The sequence below is a fragment of the Hydrotalea flava genome, assembly GCF_001623405.1.
GTDB classification, from domain to species: domain Bacteria; phylum Bacteroidota; class Bacteroidia; order Chitinophagales; family Chitinophagaceae; genus Hydrotalea; species Hydrotalea flava.
The window spans coordinates 1-3,746 of record NZ_LUHG01000018.1; the positions used below are offsets into that span (position 1 = coordinate 1).

Below are 3,746 nucleotides of genomic sequence, written 5' to 3' on the forward strand. Positions count from 1 at the left end.
GCCAGTAACAGCATGTTGCCGCAATTGGCGGTGACATGCAAAATAGAAGCTGAGTGCTCCTATCAAACTTTTGCGCAGGTTGACAGTGAAGTGCTCCGAAGTCGCCAACTGCGGCAACATGCAAAACGTTAGGCATAATTGACTAAACAAAAAAAGTAATTTTTTTGATATATAAAATATTTTTGGAGTTATCATTATGAAGAAAAAAGTGTTTATAACAGGTGGGACGGGTTTTTTAGGGCAAGCAGTCATTAAAAAACTCAAAAAAGAAAATTTTGAATTGCTGGGTCTTGCTCGTTCTGAATCATCTAAAAATAAATTACTGAATTACGGAGTAAAACCCATAGAAGGTTCATTAGAAAATATCCGGGAATGGGAAAATGTTCTCAAAGATGTTGATGTTGTTATTCATTTGGCTGCTCCGGTTGAATTTTGGGGACCTTGGGAGAAGTATCAAAAAGGAATAGTTGAGGCTACGCAAAACCTTTATTTGGCATCAGAAAAACATCATGTTTCCCAATTTATTTATATCAGCTCGGAAAGTGTTTTACAAGATAAAAAAGATTTAATAGACATTGATGAAACGGAGCCATATCCCAAAGAGCCCAATTCCTATTACGGGAAATCAAAAATGCTTGCTGAAAAATTTATTTTAAATCAACAGGGCAAAATGAAAAGCATTATCCTTCGCCCGACATTTATTTGGGGGAAGGGTGTAAAAGCCCTTGATACGATAATTGAAAAAATAAAATCCAATGATTTTATGTGGATTGACAAAGGAAAATCCTGGTTTGAAATGGTTCACGTTGATAATGTCGCCCATGCTATTTACCTATCCATATTAAACGGACAAAATAAGGATAAAGAAATCTATTTTGTTACAGATGACTATCCACAAACAGTTCGTTCATTTCTGACTAAGTTGATACAAACCCGAAATATCAATCCGCCAGATAAAAGTATTCCTAAATGGTTGGCTTTGTTTTTGGCCATTATTATTGAATTGATACGGAAAACACTAAACATAAAAAAAGCCCCTATGATTACCAGGTTTGATGTGGCTTTTGTTGCAATGAGTAGAAAGTATAACATCAACAAGATAAAGCACGAATTAAAATACAGCCCTGTTGTTTCAGAAGTGGAAGGATTACGAGAAATGAAATATGAATCATTTTAATCTTTACATTTGGAGAAAACAAGCGTTTAGCTTAAAAGGTTATTTTTTAGGTTCCAGATTTTTTTAAAATAAAATTAATCAGCAATCAATAGATTATTAGATGATTTTGAAAATAACTATGCCTAACATGCGGTATAGTTAATAAGGGTTTCAGTGGTATTCGGGGCATAGTAATCCACACCAAATTTCGCTGTAACTTGATAGGTGAAAAGCCAGCAATCCCTTACTAACCATACCGCCACTTTAGCGGTCATGCTAAGACGACACAATAAATGATAGATTAACGGACAAAAAATATGGAACACACAGAGCATAAGCATATCGAAAGCACCCACAAGCATGGCAACCATACCGAACACAGTGCAGTTGGACACGACAAACATGCAGGTCACAATGTTTCTGATTTTTGGAAGCGTTTTATAATCTGTTCACTTGTATCCATTCCTGTGCTTGCATTGTCGCACATGATACAACAGTGGTTGGGATTTGAATTCTCTTTTGCAGGCGACAAATATGTATTAGCAACTCTTTCCACTTTTATTTTTGTTTATGGCGGTTATCCCTTTCTGAAAGGTTTATATGACGAAGTAAATGATAACGCCATTGGTATGATGACACTGATTGGCGTTGCAATTACAGTTGCATGGGCTTACAGTGTCGCTATCACTTTTGGTTTGCAGGGAATGGACTTTTATTGGGAAATGGCAACCCTGATAGACATAATGCTTATCGGACATTACTTTGAAATGAAGTCAGTATTAGGAGCTTCCCGTTCTTTAGAATTATTGGTAAAGATGATGCCATCAATGGCACATCACATTAAGGACGGACACATTCATGATATGCCGGTTAGTGAATTGAAAATTGGAGATATGGTAATGGTGAAGCCGGGTGAAAAAATTCCGGTAGACGGCATAGTAACGGAAGGTGAAAGCTATGTTGATGAAAGTATGCTAACAGGCGAAAGCAAACCTGTCAAAAAAGAAAAAGATAGCAAAGTAATTGGCGGAGCAGTTAACAGCAATGGTTCACTCACAATAAAAGTTGTCAGCACAGGCAAAGACAGTTATCTGAACAAAGTTGTGAAATTGGTTGAGGATGCACAAAAAATAAAATCCAAGACACAAAACTTTGCCGACCGTGCCGCAAAGGTTTTGACTTTTGTTGCTTTAGGCGGTGGTGTCATTACACTTGTTGTTTGGTTACTCTTAGGTTTTCCGTTTGTGTTTGCATTGGAAAGAATGGTAACAGTAATGGTTATTTCCTGTCCTCATGCTTTGGGTTTAGCAGTTCCTTTGGTGGTAGCAATTTCAACTTCAATCGCAGCACAAAAAGGTTTGCTCATTCGTAACAGAACAGCTTTTGAAAATGCTCGATTGATAACAACTATCATCTTTGACAAAACAGGAACGCTTACCAAAGGTTCGCATGAATTACAAGAAATAAAAGTGCTAAACAGAGGGTTTGATGAAAAGGAATTGCTTCGTTTGGCATCAAGTATAGAGCAACATTCTGAACACTATATCGCTGCGGGTTTATTGCGAAAAGTAAAGGAATTGAAAATCGATATTCCAAAATCAGAAAATTTCAATTACCTGCCTGGAAAAGGATTAGAAGGAAACGTAGAAGGAAAAGAAATAAAGGTAGTAGGCCCGAATTACCTGAAAGAACAAAACATCAATATCAACGAAAGAGATACGGATTTTACAGGGACAGTCGTTTACATTTTGATTAACAAAGACGTTGCAGGATATTTTACATTTTCCGACCAGATAAGAGAAAGTTCTTTTGAAGCAATTCAAATTCTTAAAGAAGCAGGAATTAAAAACTTACTACTTACAGGCGACAACGAAAAAGTGGCAAAGAAAGTAAGCGATGAATTAAAAATGGACGGCTTTTTAGCCAATGTATTGCCGCATGACAAATTAGAAAAAGTAAAAGAGCTTCAGGATAAAGGCGAATATGTTGCCATGACAGGTGATGGCGTGAATGATGCTCCTGCTTTAGCACAAGCCGATGTTGGTATTGCAGTTGGTTCGGGAACTGATGTGGCAGCAGAAACCGCAGACATTATACTTGTAAACTCTGACCCAAAAGACATTGCTAACTTAATATTATTTGGTAAAGCGACCTACAACAAAATGATACAAAACCTTTGGTGGGCTGCGGGCTACAATATACTCGCAATTCCATTGGCAGCAGGTGTGTTATACAAGTGGGAATTTATGTTAAGTCCCGCAATTGGTGCTGTGTTAATGAGTTTAAGCACTATTGTAGTAGCTATAAATGCACAGCTTCTGAAAAGGCGGCTAACATGAGAAATTCAAATATACTCAAACGCAGAAAAGAAGCACGAACCGCTAACAAGGGCTACACGACAATGCGGGGTGCAGTGCTAAACAAAAAGTGTAGTGCTAAAAAGCCCGCACTGCGTGTAGCCCCGAACCGTTGTGCGTCAGCATTTCCGACCGCTATCGAAAACCAATTCTGACATATAAAATTTGATAAGTAAAAATTTACCAGAAAATTTTGTTTCCTAAATAAGAAACTTTTATCTTTGCTTAAAATA

The 3,746-nt window shown here is 37.3% G+C and carries 2 protein-coding genes; both read left to right on the forward strand.

The features are described from left to right. Positions 1-196 precede the first annotated feature (196 nt). Positions 197-1,177, forward strand: a complete 981-nt coding sequence (locus A0F92_RS00740) for an NAD-dependent epimerase/dehydratase family protein (RefSeq protein WP_068240629.1) — start codon at positions 197-199, stop codon at positions 1,175-1,177. Positions 1,178-1,473: 296 nt separating this feature from the next. Further along, positions 1,474-3,495 (forward strand): copper-translocating P-type ATPase, encoded by a 2,022-nt coding sequence (locus A0F92_RS00745; RefSeq protein ID WP_068240631.1) that lies wholly within the window; start codon positions 1,474-1,476, stop codon positions 3,493-3,495. Positions 3,496-3,746 lie beyond the last annotated feature (251 nt).